This window comes from Pseudomonas sp. BW16M2, from assembly GCF_014268865.1.
In the GTDB taxonomy this organism is placed as follows: Bacteria; Pseudomonadota; Gammaproteobacteria; order Pseudomonadales; family Pseudomonadaceae; genus Aquipseudomonas; species Aquipseudomonas peradeniyensis.
Genome location: NZ_JABWRI010000012.1, coordinates 29,049 through 44,292, shown reverse-complemented (window position 1 = coordinate 44,292; position 15,244 = coordinate 29,049). Strand labels below are relative to the sequence as shown.

Below are 15,244 nucleotides of genomic sequence, written 5' to 3'. Positions count from 1 at the left end.
GTTTCGTCAACGCATCAACAATTACTTGTTGATCGAGTCGGTCAGCACTTTGGCTGGAACGAACTTGACGACTTTCTTGGCAGCGATTTCGATGGCGGCGCCAGTCGAAGGGTTGCGGCCGGTACGGGCAGGACGCTCGGAGACTTTCAGCTTGCCGATGCCTGGCAGGGTGATTTCGGCGCCGTTTTCCAGTTGGTCGGCAACGATCTGGCCCAGTTGCTCCAGAGCAGCGCGCGCGGTGGTTTTCGGCGCGTCGATGGATTCAGCGATGTCGGCAATCAGTTGGTCTTTGGTCAGTGCCATGGTGGTGTTCCTTCCCTATCAAATCAGAGGTTGTGCAGCATGCTTGGTCGGTGGTCGGGCCAGCCCGGGACAATCCAGAGGCCGCGTCGATCGCGTATGTAGATACGCAAATCGGCGTTTGGTTCGACACCGCGCAAGCGATCTGCCAGCAATGCGCCACCCAAGGGGCGCAAGACCGCGCAAAGCTACCACAGGAATCGAGAAATATCCGCTGTCGACATTGATTTTGTGCAGGTTTTTCGGGGGTTTTCGGAAAAATCGCAAAAAAATGCGCAAAAAACGAACAACCGGCATTTGTGCCAATATCTGGCCACTGCATCACCCCCACCCTGAGGTAAACTGAGCGACTTTTGCAGCGCGGCTTTTCACCGCTCAGACCACCGAGAATTCCATGCCAATCCGTCATTGCATCGTTCACCTGATCGACAAGAAGCCCGATGGCAGCCCCGCCGTGCTCCATGCGCGCGACAGCGAACTGGCAGCCTCCGACGCCATCGAGAACCTGCTGGCCGACCTCAACGACAGCTACAACGCCAAGCAAGGCAAAGCCTGGGGCTTTTTCCACGGCGAGTCCGGCGCCTACCCGTTCAGTGGCTGGCTCAAGCAGTACCTGGATGAGGAAAAGGACTTCGCCGCCTTCAGCCGCGTCGCCGTCGAGCACCTGCAGAAGCTGATGGAAGAGTCCAACCTGTCCACCGGCGGCCACGTGCTGTTCGCCCATTACCAGCAAGGTATGACCGAGTACCTGGCCATCGCCCTGCTGCACCACAGCGAAGGCGTGGCGGTGAACGCCGAACTCGACGTCACCCCGTCGCGCCACCTGGACCTGGGCCAGCTGCACCTGGCTGCGCGGGTCAACCTGTCCGAGTGGAAGAACAACCAGAACTCCAAGCAGTACATCTCGTTCATCAAGGGCAAGAACGGCAAGAAGGTCTCGGATTATTTCCGCGACTTCATTGGCTGCCAGGAAGGCGTCGACGGCCCGGGCGAAACCCGCACCCTGCTCAAGGCCTTCAGCGACTTCGTCGAGAAAGAAGACCTGCCGGAAGAGTCCGCCCGGGAGAAGACCCAGACCCTGGTCGACTACGCCACCACCCAGACCAAGCTGGGCGAGCCGGTGACGCTGGAGGAGCTCTCCAGCCTGATCGACGAGGACCGCCCCGAGGCGTTCTACGACCATATCCGCAACAGCGACTACGGACTGTCGCCGGAGATTCCGGCCGACAAGCGCACCCTCAACCAGTTCCGCCGCTTTACCGGGCGTGCCGAGGGGTTGTCGATCAGCTTCGAGGCGCATTTGCTCGGGTCGAAGGTGGAGTATGACGAGGAAGCCGGGACGCTGGTTATCAAGGGCTTGCCGACGCAGCTGATCGATCAGTTGAAGCGGCGCAAGGACTGAGTTCAAGCATACGTGAGAGCGGGCTTGCCCAGCGACGGCGCCCGCTCAGACGAACCGCTCCCTGAGGGCAAGCCCGCTCCCGCGCGGTTCAAGCCTTGCTGACCGCATAGGACGCCACCAACGCCTCCTTCGCCGCCTTGCGCAGCTTCTTCACCAACCGCTCCTGGCGCAAGGCCTCGCCCTTGTCCGGCCATTGCTCCACATACACCAGCGCCTGCGCCGGGCTGGTCTTGAAATAGCGCGCGCCCTGCCCTTTCTGATGCTTGATGAACCGTCGTTGCGGATCATCGCTGATACCGCAGTACAACGAGCCGTTGGCGGCACGCACCAGGTAGACGTACCAGGGTTTGCAATCGGGGGAAGGCGCTGTTTCGCTCACGGCTCGGTTCGGTGCAACGGAAGAAGGCCGCCAGCTTAACGCCTCAGCGCGCCTGCTGGAATGCGCGAAGCCCCTTGAACGCCTGCTGGCGCACCTTGTTCTGCAGCATCGGCGTCCAGCCCAGCAGCACGCCCGGCATGCCCAGCGCCTGACGCGCCCAGCGCCACAGGTCGAAGGTGTCGTCGTGCTGGCAGATCAGCCCGTCGCGGATCACGAAGCGCGCCTGGATATCGTTGACCACCACCCGCCCGGTCTGGCTGAACAGGTAGGTCGCCACCCAGTGCGCGCCATCGCTGCGCACGTCGTCGAAGGTCAGGGTGAAGTCCTTGGCGCGGGCGGTGAGCATCCGCCACATGTCACCCGCGTCACGCCCGCGCAGGGTGCCGAAGACCGGGTCGCTGAAGACGATGTCTTCGCTGTAGCAGGCCACCATGGCCTCGGCGTCCAGGCGCTGGAAGGCCTGGTAGAAACGGGTGATCAGGGCGCTGCTGGCATCGCTCATGGACTGTTCCTGCGCAAGGTGCGAAACCCGCAAGATACTGCCTGGATGCCAGCAACACCATGCCCATTCGCGTCGTGAATGACGATCGCGGGACAAGCCAGTTCCTTAAACGTGCTCGCTGCTGACCTGCACATGCAGCGCCCGCCCGGCGCCGAGACCGAACAGGATCGCCCCGACGCCCAGCACCGCGAAAATCCAGCCCACCGCGCTCCAGCCACCGGTCAGATCATGCACCAGGCCCACCGCGAACGGCCCCATGGATGCCAGCGTGTAGCCCACGCCCTGGGCCATGCTGGACAGGTTCGCCGCCACATGGGCGTCCTTGGAGCGCAGCACGATCAGGGTCAGTGCCAGGGCGAAGGTACCGCCCTGCCCCAGGCCGAGCAGGATCGCCCAGCCCCACAGCCCCTCGATCGGCGCATACAGGCAGCCGAACAGCCCACCCAGGGTCACCAGCATCACCACCACGATGGCCAGGCGCTGGTCCTTGCCCCGCGTGGCCAGCCAAGGCGCGCTCAGGGAGCTGATCAGTTGCACGATCACCGAACCGGACAGCACCAGCCCCGCCTCGGTCGGGCTCAGCCCACGGCCGATCAGGATCGAAGGCAGCCAGCCGAACACGATGTAGGCCAGCGACGACTGCAGGCCCATGTACAGCGTCACCTGCCAGGCCAGCGGGTCGCGCCACAGCCCGCGCACGCGGTAGGCGACCTTGTGCACGCCATGGCCCTGTCGGGACTGGGGCAGCCAGACCAGCATCGCCAGCAAGGCAGGCAGCAGCCAGAAGCCCAGCCCCAGCGCCCAGCTGTCATCGAAGTGGCGGGTCAAGGGCACCGTGGCCCCGGCGGCCATCGCGGCGCCCAGGCACAGCGCCATGGTGTAGACGCCGGTCAGGGTACCGGCGTGCTGGGGGAAGTCACGCTTGACGATACCTGGCAACAGTACGCCGATGATGCCAATACTCGCCCCCGCCATCAGGCTGCCGAGGAACACGCCAGTGGCGCCCAGAGTGCTGCGCACCAGGATGCCCAGCGCCAGGGTCAGCAGAATGCCGAAGATCACCCGCTCGCTGCCGAAACGTCGCGCCAGGATCGGCGCCAGCGGCGCGAACAGCCCCAGGCACAGTACCGGCAAGGTGGTCAGCAGCCCGGCTTGCGATGCGCTGAGCCCCAGGCCTTCAGAGACCTGACCGAGCACCGGCGACATGCTCGACAGCGCCGGGCGCAGGTTCAGCGCTACCAACACCAGTCCCAGCAGCAACAGCCAGGGCCTGCGCAGCACCACGGGCTGTTGCTGGACCTGCTCGTCGTCGGCTTCGGCGTCGATCAGCAGTTCATCGAGCTCCGCCTCGCGGGGAGCGGTGTTGCGGGTCAGTTGTTCGGCCATGGCCTTCTCGTTGTCAGGATTCGATGAGGGTCCGGCTCAGGTACTTGGCCCGCTCCGGATCGCGTTGTTCGAGGGCGTCGAGGATCTGCCCGTGCAGGTCGAACACGGCCTGGCAACGGGGGACGGTGGTCATGTTGTGCTGCAGGGCGGCGCGGACCACGCTGGAGAAATAGCGGTACAGCTCGCTCAGGGCGGGGTTGTGGGCGGCGTCCACCAGGCGCTGGTGGAACACCAGGTCGCATTCGACGTAGGCGTCGACATCGCCATGGAAGTGCTCCGCGCTGTGCTGCAGGGCCTCGCGCAGGGCCTGCAGGTCGGCGTCGGTGCGGCGCACGGCGGCCAGGCCGATGGCTTCTGCTTCGAGGATATGGCGGGTTTCGCGGGCGTGTTCGACTGCGCAGCGGGACATGACCTGCACGGCCTGCAAGGGGTCCACGGCGGTACGTAGGTAGCTGCCGTCGCCCTGGCGGATTTCCACCAGGCCGCTGAAGGCCAGGACGCGCATGGCCTCGCGGACGGTGTTGCGGCTGATGCCCAGGTCGCTGGCCAGCTCCGGTTCGGTGGGCAGGCGTTGGCCTATCGACCAGGTGCCCTTGGCGATGCGGTCGCGGAGCTGGTCTACGGCTTGTTCTACCAGGGAGCGTTTGATGAGCGGGGTCACGGGGTGGGTACGTCCAGTCATCGGATGAATTTTCTTGGGGTTGGACGATAGCGGTTGGGGGGGGGATTGGGCAAGGGGGTCGGGGTCGGGGATGATTGTTTTGGTTTTTTTATGCGCATTCATTGGCGATGGTGACGCATAGTCACCTTTCCGCCCTTACGGCGGGTCCCTTTTTGAAGGATCAAAAAGGAACCAAAAAATCCTCGCTCCATTCATCCGGCCCCTACGCTTCGCTCCGGGGTTCCCTCGCTCCGTTCTTGCTCCCGGGAGGACCGCGCTGAACGCCCCATCCTGGGGCGCAGCGCTTGACGGGCATCCATGCCCGTCACCTCCCTCCGCAAGAACTCCGCTCGGCCTCCTGAAGTCGCAATTGGCGGCGCCTGGACTATTGTGCGCTTAGAAGCAAGAGCAAGAAATTCGAAGTTAGCTGATTGACAGTTAGTTATATATTGGCCGTTCCGAGCTATCGCGGGACAAGCCCGCTCCCACGCTATTCTCGCACCAAGCTGAATCATCTGCGTGGGAGCGGGCTTGCCCCGCGATACGATCGAGAGATTATTGAATTTCTAACTAGCGACAGCTGCGCCAGCCCAGGCGCCGCCCGTAATTTGCGCGACTTCAGGAGGCCGAACGCAGGTCTTGCGGAGGGAGGTGACGGGCATGGATGCCCGTCAAGCGCTGGGGCCCAGGATGGGCCCTGCAGCGCGGTCCTCCCGGGAGCAAGGCCGGAGTGAGGGAACCCCGGAGCGAAGCGCAGGGGCCGGATGAGTGAGCGCGCGGTTTTGCTTACTTTTGACAAGACAAAAGTAAGTCGCCGCAAGGCGAAACAGCGATATAAGCGTCGCCGCTTGAAAAAGCCAAAACAGAACTATTAAAACAACAAGGGGCGAGTCAGAAGTCATAATAAAAACTTCAAACCCGCCCCCAGTCAAACCCCTGAAATCAATTCAAAGCATCAAGCAAAGCCTGGTTCATCTCCGGCGTCCCAACGGTAATCCGCAGGAACTGCGCAATCCGCTCCTGCTTGAAGTGCCGAACAATCACCCCCTGCTCCCGAAGCCGCGCCGCGATCCCCGCAGCATCCTCCCCGGGATGCCGGGCAAAGATGAAGTTCGCCGCCGAAGGCAACACCTCGAACCCCCGCGCCACCAACTCGGCAACCAGCACCTCTCGGCTATCGATAACCTTGCGACAGGTCTCATCGAAATATTCACGGTCGTCAAACGCCGCCGCCGCCCCGACAATCGCCATGCGATCCAACGGATACGAGTTGAAGCTGTTCTTGATCCGCTCCAACGCCTCGATCAGGTCCGGATGACCAACCGCCAACCCAACCCGAAGCCCCGCCAGCGAACGCGACTTGGACAAGGTCTGGGTCACCAGCAGGTTGTCATAGCGATCGACCAGGCTGATAGCCGTCTCGCCACCGAAATCGATGTAGGCCTCGTCAACCACCACCACCGAATCCCGGTTGGCCTGCAGCAGTTGCTCGACCGCCTCAAGCGGCAACAGGCAACCGGTCGGCGCATTGGGGTTGGGGAAGATGACCCCGGCATTGGGCTTGCTGTAGTCCGAAACCCGGATCTGGAACTGCTCATCCAGCGCCACCTGCTCGAACGCGATACCGTACAGGCCGCAATACACCGGGTAGAAGCTGTAGCTCACGTCCGGGAACAGCAGCGGCCCACGGTCATGCTGGAACAGGCCGTGGAAGATGTGCGCCAGCACCTCGTCCGAGCCGTTGCCGACGAACACCTGCGCCGGCGTCACGCCGTAATACTCGGCCACCGCCTGCTTGAGCCGGTCACCGTTCGGGTCGGGATACAGGCGCAGGTTGTCGTTGAGCTCGCCACGCATGGCCTCCAGCGCCTTGGGCGACGGGCCATAGGGGTTCTCGTTGGTGTTCAGCTTGACCAGCCGCGCCAGCTTCGGCTGCTCGCCCGGCACGTAAGGCACCAGGTCCTTGACGAAGGGACTCCAGAATCGACTCATGCTCAGTTCCCCTTCTCGTTGAGGATGCGGTATTCGGCGCTGCGCGCGTGGGCGGTCAGCGATTCGCCCCGGGCCAGCACGGAAGCGGTGTGACCCAGCTCGGACGCGCCCTGCTCGGAGCAGAAGATGATCGACGAACGCTTCTGGAAGTCATACACGCCCAAGGGCGAAGAGAAGCGCGCGGTGCCGGAAGTCGGCAGCACGTGGTTAGGGCCGGCGCAGTAGTCGCCCAGCGCCTCGCTGGTGTGACGACCCATGAAGATCGCGCCGGCGTGGCGAATCTGCGGCAACCAGGCCTGCGGGTCGGCCACCGACAGTTCCAGGTGCTCGGGAGCGATGCGGTTGGCCACCTCGATGGCCTGCTGCATGTCACGCACCTGGATCAGCGCGCCACGTCCGTTGATCGACTTCTCGATGATCTCGGCACGCTCCATGGTCGGCAGCAGCTTGTCGATGCTCGCGGCCACGCGATCGAGGAACTCGGCGTCCGGGCTGACCAGGATGGCCTGGGCGTCTTCGTCGTGCTCGGCCTGGGAGAACAGGTCCATGGCGATCCAGTCCGGATCGGTCTGGCCGTCGCACACCACCAGGATCTCCGAAGGGCCGGCAATCATGTCGATGCCGACCTGGCCGAACACATGGCGTTTGGCAGTGGCCACGTAGATGTTGCCCGGGCCGACGATCTTGTCCACCTGCGGCACGCTTTCGGTGCCGTAGGCCAGGGCCGCGACTGCCTGGGCGCCACCGATGGTGAACACCCGGTCGACACCGGCGATGCAGGCGGCGGCCAGCACCAGCTCGTTGACCTCGCCACGCGGGGTCGGCACCACCATCACCACCTCGGCCACACCAGCCACCTTGGCCGGAATCGCGTTCATCAGCACCGACGACGGGTACGATGCCTTGCCACCCGGCACGTACAGGCCGGCGCGGTCCAGCGGGGTGACCTTCTGGCCAAGCACGGTGCCGTCGGCCTCGGTGTACTGCCAGGAGTCCTGCTTCTGCCGTTCGTGGTAGATGCGCACACGGTTGGCGGCTTTTTCCAGGGCTTCGCGCTGCACCGGAGTGATGCGGGTCAGGGCCAGTTCCAGGCGCGCGCGATCCAGGATCAGATCATGGATCGATGTGGCATCGACACCGTCGAAGCGTTGGGTGAACTCCACCAGCGCCGCATCGCCACGCTCGCGCACGGCCTTGATGATGTCGAGCACGCGCTGGTTGACCGCGTCATCGGACACGCTTTCCCAGCTCAGCAGATGATCCAGATGTCGGGCGAAATCCTGGTCAGCGGCGTTGAGACGGGCAATTGCAGTGGACACGGTCATGGCGAGGGCCTCGTTATTAGCGGATGTTCAGGCGCCCTAAAGCTACCACTCCATCCGCGCGGGCACCTGAGAAAATTGGCTATGACGCGGATAGACGGGCGCGACAGCGGAGGTCGCGCGCAGAGGTCAGCCGCGGTGTCGCGATTCGACGGCGTTGCGCAGGGTGTCGATCAGGCTCTGGATACGGGCGTGCTGCATTTTCATGGAGGCCTTGTTGACCACCAGGCGCGAGCTGATCGTGGCGATCAGTTCCTGGGGCTCGAGGCCGTTGGCGCGCAGGGTGTTGCCGGTGTCGACCACGTCGATGATCTTGTCGGCGAGGTTGATCAGCGGCGCCAGCTCCATGGAGCCATACAGCTTGATGATGTCGACCTGGCGGCCCTGCTCGGCGTAGTAGCGCTTGGCTACGTTGACGAACTTGGTGGCCACGCGCAGCCGGCCCTTGGGCTCGGGCGCGCCGGTCACGCCGGCGGTCATCAGCTTGCACTGGGCGATCTGCAGGTCCAGGGGCTCGTACAGGCCCTGGCCGCCGTATTCCATCAGCACGTCCTTGCCGGCCACACCGAGGTCGGCGGCGCCATGCTCGACATAGGTCGGCACGTCGGTGGCACGCACGATGAGCAGGCGGACATCATCCTGGGTGGTCGGGATGATCAGCTTGCGGCTCTTGTCCGGATTCTCGGTCGGCACGATACCGGCTTCAGCCAGCAGTGGCAGGGTATCGTCGAGAATACGGCCTTTGGATAGCGCGATGGTCAACATTGGAACGTCGGTCCTTAAGCAGCTATAGCCGGCCGGGCACAGGGCCCGACCGCAAAAGATTCAGGGCGCGTCCCTGCGCCGTACAGACGACTAGCCCGGTACGCGACGGATCTTCGCGCCCAGCATCTGCAGTTTTTCCTCGATGCACTCGTAGCCACGGTCGATGTGGTAGATGCGATCGATCAGGGTGTCACCTTCGGCGACCAGCGCCGACAGCACCAGGCTGGCGGAAGCGCGCAGGTCGGTGGCCATTACCGGAGCACCTTTGAGCGCCTTGACGCCAGTGACGATGGCGGTGTTGCCCTCGACCTGGATCTGCGCGCCCATGCGGTGCATCTCGTAGACGTGCATGAAGCGGTTTTCGAAGATGGTCTCGATCACCGCGCCAGTGCCTTCGGCGATGGCGTTGAGCGAGATGAACTGCGCCTGCATGTCGGTCGGGAATGCCGGGTACGGGGCGGTACGCAGGTTCACGGCCTTCGGACGCTTGCCGTGCATGTCCAGCTCGATCCAGTCTTCACCGGTGGTGATGTCGGCGCCGGCTTCCTTGAGTTTCTCGAGGACGGCTTCGAGGATGGTCGGATCGGTGTCCTTGACCTTGACGCGGCCACCGGTCACGGCAGCGGCGACCAGGTAGGTGCCGGTCTCGATGCGGTCAGGCATGACGCGATAGGTGGTCGGCTGCAGACGCTCGACGCCATCGATGGTGATGGTGTCGGTGCCGGCGCCCTGGATCTTCGCACCCATGGCGATCAGGAAGTTGGCCAGGTCGACCACCTCCGGCTCGCGAGCGGCGTTCTGCAGCACGCTGCGGCCCTTGGCCAGGGCGGCGGCCATCATGATGTTCTCGGTGCCGGTGACGCTCACGGTATCGAAGAAGAAGTGAGCGCCGCGCAGGCCGCCTTCTGGCGCCTTGGCCTTGATGTAGCCACCTTCGACGTCGATTTTCGCACCCATGGCCTCCAGGCCGCGGATGTGCAGGTCGACCGGACGCGAACCGATGGCGCAACCGCCCGGCAGGGCGACTTCAGCCTCACCGAAGCGGGCGACCATCGGGCCGAGCACCAGGATCGAGGCGCGCATGGTCTTGACCAGCTCGTAGGGAGCGACCAGGGTCTTGATGGTGCGCGGATCGATTTCCACCGAGAGTTTCTCGTCGATCACAGGCTCGATGCCCATGCGGCCGAACAGCTCGATCATGGTGGTGATGTCGTGCAGGTGCGGCAGGTTGCCGACCGTGACCGGACCATCGCACAGCAGGGTGGCCGAGAGGATCGGCAGCGCCGAGTTCTTCGCGCCGGAAATGCGGATCTCGCCGTCAAGGCGCGCGCCGCCAGTAATAATCAGTTTGTCCATACGTATCTCGCCGCCAAGTTGGCTCAGGTGCGCTCAGCCCAGGCTGCGCTGCTGAAGAATTTCATGGTTACCGCGTGAATGCTGCCGTTGGCGATCCACGGATTGAGGTGAGCATAGATCGCCTGCTGACGCTTGACCGGGCTCTGGCCGGCCAGCTCGTCGCTGATCACGTTCAACTGGAAGTTGCAGCCTTCGCCTTCAACTTCGACCCGGGTTCCCGGCAATTTCTCTTCCAGAAAGCTTTTGACTTCTACGGCCTGCATGCTCAACCTCGATCGGCGCCCAACGCGCGCGGGTCGGCCATCATACAAAAAAGCCCCTCGCCTGCGAAGCCCATGAGAGGGCGCGCTGACCGAGGGGCCTTTCCCGAACGGCAGGGCATCAGCCTGCCAGGACTTCATCGAGGTCATAGACCCCGGCGATTTCCCGCATATCCTCGGGAATACCGCGCAGTTCCCAGGTCTTGCCGGCCGCCTGGGCATCGCGCATGAAGCCCAGCAACAACGACAGGCCGACACTGCTCGACTTCACCACCGCGGAGCAATCGAGCACCAGGCGCGGTTCGCGGCACGCCTCGACCAGCGTCTTGCCCTGCTTGCGCAGGGCCGGGCCACTGCGGTAGTCCAGCACGCCGGCCAGGGCGAGGACGCCCGGCTCGGCCATGCTCACGGCGGCATCGCTCATTTGACTTCCTTATCCGGCGAAGTATCGGCGGTCGCCTTGGCCTTGGCCACTTCGCCGGCCCAGCCGTCGATGGTCTTGTCCAGGTTGTTGCCGTTGCGCTGCATGGCGTCCTGGAACTGGTCGCGGAACAGCTTGCCGATGTTGATGCCGTTGACGATGACGTTGCGCACCTTCCACTCGCCATCGAGCTTCTGCATGGTGTACTGCACCGGATAGACCGCGCCGTTGGTGCCGGTGATCTTCATGCCGACACTGGTACGGTCGCCGTCCTCGGCCTTGGCCGGGTCGACGGTGATCCCTTGGTTGTTGTACTCCAGCAGGGCGTTACCGTAGAACTGCATCAGGCTGCGCTTGAAGTTCTCCTGGAAGCGCTGCATCTGCGCAGGCGTGGCCTTGCGCGAGTACTTGACGGTCATGATGCTCTTGGAGATGCCGTCGGCATCGACCACCGGGCCAAGGTTGCTGTTGAGTGCGTTGTAAAACGCCTCGGGGTTGGCCTTGTACTGCTCCTTGTTGGCCTTCAGGTCGCTGAGCAGCTGCGTGGTGGTGCCCTGGATCACATCACGGGCGGATTGCCCCGGCGCCGCCAGGGCCAGCAAGGGGAAGGCCGCCAGCAGAACCAGCAGGCCACGTCGCAGGATCGAAATCATGGAAACTCCTTAATTAGCCGGTTGCGCTTCTTTCGGTTCCTTGCCCACCGAGTTGAGCAGGAACTTGCCGATCAGGTCTTCCAGCACCAGCGCCGACTGGGTGTCGTGGATGGTGCTGCCGTCCTTGAGTACCGCGTCCTCGCCACCCACGCTGATGCCGATGTACTTCTCGCCCAGCAGGCCGGCGGTCAGGATCGAGGCAGTGGAGTCGGTCGGCAGGTTGTCGACATGCTTGTCCAGCTGCAGCGTGACCCGACCGGTGTAGGAATCGCGGTCCAGATCGATGGCCGTGACCTTGCCGATGGTCACACCGGCCATGGTCACTTTAGCTCTGACCGTCAAACCGGCGATATTGTCGAAGTACGCATAAACTTTGTACGTGTCGCTGCTCGGGCTGGCCGACAGCCCGCTGACACGCAGGGCCAGCAGCAGCAGCGCCAGGATCCCGGCCAGGAGGAACAGGCCGACACCGATTTCCAGGGTGCGGTTTTGCATCAGAAATCTCCAAACATCAAGGCGGTCAGAATAAAGTCCAGACCCAGGACTGCCAACGAGGCATAGACCACGGTCTTGGTGGTGGCACGGCTGATCCCTTCTGAAGTGGGCTCACAGTCGTACCCCTGGAATACGGCGATCCAGGTGACGACGAAGGCGAACACCAGGCTCTTGATCAGCCCGTTGATCACGTCGTCGCTGAACGAAACGCTGTTCTGCATGTTGGCCCAGAACGAACCCTCATAGACGCCCAGCCAGTCCACGGCGACCCATGAGCCGCCCCAGATGCCGACCACGCTGAAGATCAGCGCCAGCAGCGGCAGCGAGATGAAGCCGGCCCACAGGCGCGGGGCGACGATGTACTTGAGCGGGTCGACGCCGATCATCTCCAGGCTCGACAGCTGCTCGGTGGACTTCATGTTGCCGATCTCGGCGGTCAGCGCGGAGCCCGCGCGGCCGGCGAACAGCAAGCCGGTGACCACCGGCCCCAGCTCGCGCAGCAGGGTCAGGGCAACCATCTGCCCCACGGCCTGCTCCGAGCCGTACCTGGCGAGGATGCTGTAGCCCTGCAGGGCCAGCACCATACCAATGAACACGCCGGACACGACGATGATCGCCAGCGACAGCACGCCCACCGAATACAGTTGCCTGACCAGCAGCTGGAAGCCACCGACGCCGCTGCGCCCGCCCAGCGAATGGCCGAGGAACAGGCACGAGCGTCCCAGCACGGCCAGCACATCGATGGCCGAACGGCCGAACAGACGGATACGTTCGAGTAAGGATTTTCTGCGCATCAACGCGTCCCCAGCAGATCGGCGCGGTAGTCAGGCGCAGGGAAGTGGAAGGGTACCGGGCCGTCCGGGTCGCCTTTCATGAACTGGCGGATGCGCGGATTGTCCGAGCCCATCAGTTCGTCCGGCGTGCCCTGCCCCAGCACCTGGCCGTCGCCGACCACATAGATGTAGTCGGCGATGCTCGCGGTTTCCGCGAGATCGTGGGAAACCACTATGCTGGTGATGCCCAGGGCATCGTTGAGCAGGCGGATCAGGCGCACCAGCACGCCCATGGCGATCGGGTCCTGGCCGACGAACGGTTCGTCGTACATGAGGATCTGCGGATCCAGGGCGATCGCCCGGGCCAGTGCCACGCGGCGCTTCATGCCGCCGGACAGCTCGTCGGGCATCAGGTCGATGGCGCCGCGCAGACCCACGGCCTGCAGCTTCATCAGCACGATGTCACGGATCATCTCGTCCGACAGCTGCGTATGCACCCGCAGCGGGAAGGCCACGTTCTCGAACACATCCAGGTCGGTGAACAGCGCGCCGCTCTGGAACAGCACGCCCATCTGCTTGCGCGCATCGAACAGGTCGCTGCGCGACAGCGCGGGCAGGTTCTGCCCGTTGACCCAGACCTCGCCACCGGACGGGCGCAACTGCGCGCCCATCAGGCGCAGCAAGGTGGTCTTGCCGCACCCCGAAGGCCCCATGATGCCGGTGACCTTGCCGCGGGGAATGCGTATGTCCACATTGCTGAAAATGCTGCGCGAACCGCGCTTGAAGGTGACGCCCTTCAACTCGACCGCGTAGGCGCTATCCACACTCATCTAGACTCCTTGCTAGTGCAGCCTCGTCATGTGGACGCCTGCCTTCATCTTGAAGGCACACAGGTCCCCTGCGGGCTGAATAGCGGCGAACTATAGCACCGCTGATAGGCCCGCCCCAAGGGCGTCCCCCCACTCGTTCAGGGCACAGACAGGCTGGCGCGGCATCCATATGACATTCGAAGGATGAGCCTTTCACACATTGCGGCTATAATCGCCGCCTTTTCATCAGGCATTGCGTTTCGACATGACCCAATCCAGCGAGCTGATCCAATCCGCCCAGCGCACCCTGCGCCTCGAACTCGAGGCCGTGGAGGCCCTGCTGGCCCGCATCGACGGTGACTTCGTCAAGGCCTGCGAACTGATCCTGGCCAGCAAGGGACGGGTCGTGGTGGTGGGCATGGGCAAGTCGGGACACATCGGCAACAAGATCGCCGCCACCCTGGCCAGCACCGGCACCCCGGCGTTCTTCGTGCACCCGGCCGAGGCCAGCCACGGCGACATGGGCATGATCACCCGGGACGATGTCATTCTTGCCCTGTCCAACTCCGGCAGCACCGCCGAGATCGTCACCCTGCTGCCGCTGATCAAGCGCCTGGGCATCCAGATGATCAGCCTGACCGGCAATCCGGGCTCGCCCCTGGCCCAGGCCGCCGAGGTCAACCTCGACGCCAGCGTCGCCCAGGAAGCCTGCCCGCTCAACCTGGCGCCGACCTCCTCCACCACTGCCGCGCTGGCGCTGGGCGACGCCCTGGCCATCGCCCTGCTCGAGGCCCGTGGCTTCACCGCCGAGGATTTCGCCTTCTCCCACCCCGGTGGCGCGCTGGGTCGTCGCCTGCTGCTGAAGGTCGAGAACGTCATGCACTCCGGCGAGGAGCTGCCCCAGGTCAAACGCGGCACCCTGCTCAAGGACGCGCTGCTTGAAATGTCCCGCAAAGGCCTGGGCATGACCGTGGTCCTGGGTGACGACGGCAAGCTCGCCGGCGTGTTCACCGACGGTGACCTGCGCCGCAGCCTGGACCGCAACATCGACGTGCACAAGACCCTCATCGACGAGGTCATGACCGTCCACGGCAAGACCGCCCGCGCCGAGATGCTCGCCGCCGAGGCACTGAAGATCATGGAAGACCACAAGATCAGCGCGCTGGTGGTCGTCGATCAGGACGACCGCCCCACCGGCGCCCTGAACATGCACGACCTGCTGCGCGCCGGAGTGATGTAAATGAACCAGGACCTGATGCAACGCGCCAAGGCCATCAAGCTGGCGGTGTTCGACGTCGATGGCGTGCTCACCGACGGCCGCCTGTACTTCCTCGAGGACGGCAGCGAGTTCAAGACCTTCAACACCCTCGATGGCCACGGCATCAAGATGCTCATGGCCGCGGGCGTGACCACCGCGATCATCAGCGGGCGCAAGACCCCGGTGGTCGAGCGCCGGGCGAAGAACCTCGGCATCCCGCACCTGTTCCAGGGCCGCGAGGACAAACTGGTGGTGCTGGACGGCCTGCTCGCCGAACTCAATCTAAGCTATGAACAGGTCGCCTACCTCGGCGACGACCTGCCCGACCTGCCGGTGATCCGCCGCGTCGGCCTGGGCATGGCGGTGCACAACGCCGCGGCATTCGTTCGCCAGCACGCCCACGGCGTCACCCAGGCTCGCGGCGGCGAAGGCGCCGCCCGCGAGTTCTGCGAACTGATCATGCAGGCCCAGGGCACCCTGGACGCTGCCAACGCCCATTACCTGTAAGGC

18 protein-coding genes are annotated in these 15,244 nt (G+C 64.0%); 3 read left to right on the top strand and 15 right to left on the bottom strand.

Going from position 1 to position 15,244, the window contains the following annotated elements; translation table 11 throughout:
* Window positions 1-21: 21 nt before the first annotated feature.
* Window positions 22-303: an HU family DNA-binding protein gene (locus HU735_RS13240; RefSeq protein WP_011535502.1), complete on the bottom strand. Its 282-nt coding sequence runs from the start codon at window positions 301-303 to the stop codon at window positions 22-24.
* A 391-nt stretch (window positions 304-694) separates the two neighbouring features.
* On the opposite strand from HU735_RS13240, the gene yejK reads away from it, so the two are divergent.
* The gene (yejK, locus tag HU735_RS13235; protein WP_062360406.1) at window positions 695-1,702 is read left to right on the top strand and encodes a nucleoid-associated protein YejK; all 1,008 of its coding nucleotides are present in this window, start codon (window positions 695-697) and stop codon (window positions 1,700-1,702) included.
* 88 nt (window positions 1,703-1,790) lie between these two features.
* On the opposite strand, the gene HU735_RS13230 is transcribed toward yejK, so the two are convergent.
* The 14 genes from HU735_RS13230 to HU735_RS13165 all read right to left on the bottom strand — a co-directional run bounded on the left by HU735_RS13230 (window position 1,791) and on the right by HU735_RS13165 (window position 13,497).
* Entirely contained in the window at window positions 1,791-2,081 is a 291-nt protein-coding gene (locus HU735_RS13230; RefSeq protein WP_186713859.1) for a GIY-YIG nuclease family protein, read from the bottom strand.
* A gap of 43 nt (window positions 2,082-2,124) precedes the next feature.
* Window positions 2,125-2,583, bottom strand: a complete 459-nt coding sequence (locus HU735_RS13225) for a nuclear transport factor 2 family protein (RefSeq protein ID WP_028692003.1) — start codon at window positions 2,581-2,583, stop codon at window positions 2,125-2,127.
* A 105-nt stretch (window positions 2,584-2,688) separates the two neighbouring features.
* Window positions 2,689-3,969, bottom strand: coding sequence for a CynX/NimT family MFS transporter (locus HU735_RS13220; protein WP_028692004.1), 1,281 nt, complete (start codon window positions 3,967-3,969; stop codon window positions 2,689-2,691).
* A gap of 13 nt (window positions 3,970-3,982) precedes the next feature.
* The gene (locus HU735_RS13215) at window positions 3,983-4,651 is read right to left on the bottom strand and encodes a FadR/GntR family transcriptional regulator (protein ID WP_186713858.1); all 669 of its coding nucleotides are present in this window, start codon (window positions 4,649-4,651) and stop codon (window positions 3,983-3,985) included.
* 921 nt (window positions 4,652-5,572) lie between these two features.
* Window positions 5,573-6,622, bottom strand: a complete 1,050-nt coding sequence (hisC, locus tag HU735_RS13210) for a histidinol-phosphate transaminase (RefSeq protein ID WP_050704105.1) — start codon at window positions 6,620-6,622, stop codon at window positions 5,573-5,575.
* A gap of 2 nt (window positions 6,623-6,624) precedes the next feature.
* On the bottom strand, window positions 6,625-7,947 hold the full coding sequence (gene hisD / locus HU735_RS13205; RefSeq protein ID WP_186713857.1) for a histidinol dehydrogenase: 1,323 nt from the start codon (window positions 7,945-7,947) through the stop codon (window positions 6,625-6,627).
* A gap of 126 nt (window positions 7,948-8,073) precedes the next feature.
* The gene (hisG, locus tag HU735_RS13200) at window positions 8,074-8,709 is read right to left on the bottom strand and encodes an ATP phosphoribosyltransferase (protein WP_011532429.1); all 636 of its coding nucleotides are present in this window, start codon (window positions 8,707-8,709) and stop codon (window positions 8,074-8,076) included.
* Between the two features lie 90 nt (window positions 8,710-8,799).
* Window positions 8,800-10,065: a UDP-N-acetylglucosamine 1-carboxyvinyltransferase gene (gene murA / locus HU735_RS13195; RefSeq protein WP_050704103.1), complete on the bottom strand. Its 1,266-nt coding sequence runs from the start codon at window positions 10,063-10,065 to the stop codon at window positions 8,800-8,802.
* Between the two features lie 23 nt (window positions 10,066-10,088).
* Window positions 10,089-10,328 (bottom strand): BolA family protein, encoded by a 240-nt coding sequence (locus HU735_RS13190; RefSeq protein WP_028689666.1) that lies wholly within the window; start codon window positions 10,326-10,328, stop codon window positions 10,089-10,091.
* Window positions 10,329-10,446: 118 nt separating this feature from the next.
* A complete protein-coding gene (locus HU735_RS13185; protein WP_050704102.1) occupies window positions 10,447-10,749 on the bottom strand; it encodes an STAS domain-containing protein in 303 nt (100 codons plus the stop codon).
* Window positions 10,746-11,399, bottom strand: a complete 654-nt coding sequence (locus tag HU735_RS13180; RefSeq protein WP_186713856.1) for an ABC transporter substrate-binding protein — start codon at window positions 11,397-11,399, stop codon at window positions 10,746-10,748. Before HU735_RS13180 ends, HU735_RS13185 begins: the two co-directional genes overlap by 4 nt.
* A 9-nt stretch (window positions 11,400-11,408) precedes the next feature.
* Complete coding sequence (gene mlaD, locus HU735_RS13175; protein ID WP_028689663.1) at window positions 11,409-11,894, bottom strand: outer membrane lipid asymmetry maintenance protein MlaD; 486 nt, start codon at window positions 11,892-11,894, stop codon at window positions 11,409-11,411.
* The gene (gene mlaE / locus HU735_RS13170) at window positions 11,894-12,688 is read right to left on the bottom strand and encodes a lipid asymmetry maintenance ABC transporter permease subunit MlaE (RefSeq protein ID WP_186713855.1); all 795 of its coding nucleotides are present in this window, start codon (window positions 12,686-12,688) and stop codon (window positions 11,894-11,896) included. Before mlaE ends, mlaD begins: the two co-directional genes overlap by 1 nt.
* On the bottom strand, window positions 12,688-13,497 hold the full coding sequence (locus tag HU735_RS13165; protein WP_028689661.1) for an ATP-binding cassette domain-containing protein: 810 nt from the start codon (window positions 13,495-13,497) through the stop codon (window positions 12,688-12,690). The genes mlaE and HU735_RS13165 overlap by 1 nt, the downstream gene beginning before the upstream one ends.
* Window positions 13,498-13,741: 244 nt before the next feature.
* Here HU735_RS13165 and HU735_RS13160 point away from each other — a divergent pair, with 244 nt between their 5' ends.
* Window positions 13,742-14,716 (top strand): KpsF/GutQ family sugar-phosphate isomerase, encoded by a 975-nt coding sequence (locus HU735_RS13160; protein ID WP_186713854.1) that lies wholly within the window; start codon window positions 13,742-13,744, stop codon window positions 14,714-14,716.
* Window positions 14,717-15,241 carry an HAD family hydrolase gene (locus tag HU735_RS13155; protein WP_028689659.1) on the top strand — a complete coding sequence of 175 codons (525 nt, stop codon included), beginning with the start codon at window positions 14,717-14,719 and terminating at the stop codon, window positions 15,239-15,241.
* The last annotated feature ends 3 nt before the right edge of the window (window positions 15,242-15,244 follow it).